General features: G+C 37.8%; 3 protein-coding genes. All 3 read left to right on the plus strand.

Annotation, left to right across the window (positions count from 1 at the left end; all coding sequences use genetic code 11):
- Positions 1 to 48: 48 nt before the first annotated feature.
- Positions 49 to 474 carry an IS630 transposase-related protein gene (locus RMN97_RS07450; protein WP_309613893.1) on the plus strand — a complete coding sequence of 142 codons (426 nt, stop codon included), beginning with the start codon at positions 49 to 51 and terminating at the stop codon, positions 472 to 474.
- Complete coding sequence (locus tag RMN97_RS07455) at positions 420 to 1,292, plus strand: IS3 family transposase (protein WP_309613894.1); 873 nt, start codon at positions 420 to 422, stop codon at positions 1,290 to 1,292. Before RMN97_RS07450 ends, RMN97_RS07455 begins: the two co-directional genes overlap by 55 nt.
- Positions 1,293 to 1,762: 470 nt before the next feature.
- On the plus strand, positions 1,763 to 2,135 hold a 373-nt coding region (locus RMN97_RS07460), incomplete at its 3' end, for a pirin family protein (RefSeq protein WP_309613895.1).

Below are 2,135 nucleotides of genomic sequence, written 5' to 3' on the forward strand. Positions count from 1 at the left end.
AATCCTGAAATAGGTTGACAAAAAATCAACAACTATTTACAGGACAATATGAAAGAAAAGAAAATCCCCTGTCAGAAAAAATCCGTTGGATTTGACTTAAAATTAAAGATCATCGATCAAGTTTGCAACGGACAGATTTCCGTCAACCATGCATCGGTAAAATACCAGGTCGGGCGCAATGCAATTTATTATTGGTTGCAAAAATATACTACCTTAGAGCAAAAGCAAAAAGGAATGGCGAACAAAGACGAAATCAAAAAACTAAAGGAAAAGATTGAAGAACTGGAATTCATTAAAGACTTCCAGCAAATGGTAATCGCTGAAGCCGAGATTGATACCGGCAACGATTACGCAAAAAAGTCGCTGCCCGAATCATTGGCCAAAGAAGTGGAACTAAAGAAAAAAGCCATTTTAAAATCATGTGGCTCTGCCAATGCTTCGGGATATCAAGACAAGCCTTCTACAAAAAAATGAACGCTTGTAAAAAGCAAAAATCTGATAATGAGAAACTCGTGAAAATGGTCATCCATAAAAGAGGCGAAATCAATCAGGCAACAGGAGGAAGAAAGTTACATCTGCTTTTGCAAGACCAAATGAAACAACAGAACATCAAAATGGGACGTGATAATTTCTTTGATTTTCTAAGGGCTCATACCCTACTGGTACCCAAACAGCGCAACTTTACCCGAACCACAAACTCAAATCATCTCTTTAGAAAATTTAAAAATCTCGTTCAAAATAAAGTGCCAAACCATCCCGAAGAACTTTGGGTAAGCGATATTACTTATCTAAGACTAAATGGAAAAAATGCTTATTTAGCTTTAGTAACTGATGCCTATTCAAAACAAATAATGGGATTTAATGTAGCTACAAATATGAAAGCTTCCTTATCAATAGAAGCTTTAAAAATGGCTTTAAAAAACAGAAAATATCCAATCAGAAAACTAATCCATCATTCGGATAGAGGATTACACTACTGTTGGCCAGAATACGTCAAAATGCTGCAAGAAAATGATATTCTTGTAAGCATGACGGAACAATATGATCCGTATGAAAACGCACTTGCAGAACGCCTGAACAAAACAATGAAGTATGAATTTGGACTCAATCAAACCATTCCAAACAAAACAATGGCACAGAAGATGGTAAGGAGAGCTGTGAAAATTTATAACACTTTGAGACCTCATGACAGCTTAAATGGAAGAACACCTGTTAGCGTGCATTTAAATGCTGATATGCCATATAAATCTTATCGTAGGAATAAAGAAATTATTTATCTAAATTTGAATTGAAAAACAGAGTATAAATCTGTCAACCTATTTCAGGACGCTACAGTTCTTTAGTAAGATGAAGGCGAGGATGTTGAAGAAGTAGTTGGAGGGTTCAATGTTCAAAGTTTCGAGTTTAAAGTTCTAAGTTTAATTAAAAAACCAACTTTCCAGCATTTACAAGCCTTCCGAGCCCCGGAACGAGCTTCGGACTCTTCGGAAAGGGCTTCTGACTCATAGAAATGAACTTCTGAGTCTTCGCAACAAGCTTCTGACACATAGAAACGAGCTTCTGACAACCCTGAACATGCTTCTAACTTTCCGAAACAACCTTCTGACTCCTCGTAACAAGCTTCTGACTCCCCCCAACCATCTTCGGACTTACTTTGAAACTTTGCAACTCTGCAACTCAAATTTTTCTTAATCTACATTAAGTGCTCTCACTTCATAGTCGCTGTAAATTTGTATCATAATAATCATTAAATTTATAGGACATGAAAAATACAGTTTTACACAAAGCAAACACACGCGGACACGCCGATCACGGTTGGTTAAACGCACACCACACCTTCAGTTTCGCAAGCTACTATGAGCCGGAAAGAGTTCAGTTTGGCGTATTGAGGGTTTTAAATGACGATATCGTTGCGGCGGGAATGGGATTTGGAAAACACCCGCACGATAACATGGAAATCATCACCATTCCACTTGAAGGCGATTTAGCCCACAAAGACAGCATGGGAAATACCGAAACCATCAAAACGGGTGATGTGCAAGTTATGAGTGCCGGAACTGGAGTACAACACAGCGAATTCAATCCCAATAACGATCAGCAAACCAAACTATTTCAAATTTGGTTGTTTCCAAAAG

It is taken from the genome of Flavobacterium sp. (assembly GCF_031381455.1).
GTDB lineage: Bacteria > Bacteroidota > Bacteroidia > Flavobacteriales > Flavobacteriaceae > Flavobacterium.

What these genes read in the sequence shown, in the direction of transcription:
- RMN97_RS07455 (WP_309613894.1), top strand. Translation starts at nt 420, where the DNA reads ATGTGGCTCTGCCAATGCTTCGGGATATCAAGACAAGCCTTCTACAAA.
- RMN97_RS07450 (WP_309613893.1), top strand. Translation starts at nt 49, where the DNA reads ATGAAAGAAAAGAAAATCCCCTGTCAGAAAAAATCCGTTGGATTTGAC.